Source organism: Corallococcus sp. AB038B, from assembly GCF_003668955.1.
Lineage (GTDB): Bacteria > Myxococcota > Myxococcia > Myxococcales > Myxococcaceae > Corallococcus > Corallococcus exiguus.
On the sequence record NZ_RAWO01000280.1, the window covers coordinates 1 to 400 of the forward strand.

General features: G+C 67.8%; 1 protein-coding gene. It reads left to right on the forward strand.

Translation table 11 applies throughout. The features are described 5' to 3' along the window. Positions 1–346, forward strand: a 346-nt coding sequence (locus D7Y04_RS43285; RefSeq protein WP_147477377.1) for an RtcB family protein, incomplete at its 5' end; no start/stop codon positions are given. Positions 347–400 lie beyond the last annotated feature (54 nt).

Genomic DNA, 400 nt, shown 5'->3' on the forward strand with positions numbered 1-400 from the left:
CTTCGTGACGCGCAAGGGCGCGGTGCGGGCGCGCGAGGGTGACCTCGGCATCATCCCCGGCAGCATGGGGGCGCGTTCGTACATCGTCCGCGGGAAGGGGAACGAGGAGAGCTTCCACTCCTGCAGCCACGGCGCGGGCCGGGTGATGTCGCGTGAGGCGGCGAAGAAGCGCTTCACGCTCGAGGACCACGCGAAGGCGACGGCGGGTATCGAGTGCCGCAAGGACGTTGACGTCATCGACGAGACGCCGGCTGCGTACAAGCCCATCGATGCGGTGATGGCGGCGCAGGCGGACCTGGTGGAGGTCGTCCACACGCTGAAGCAGGTGGTGTGCGTGAAGGGTTAGGGCACGCGAAGTCATCGACAACCCAGATACCCGCACGAGGTGGCCATGCCGGGA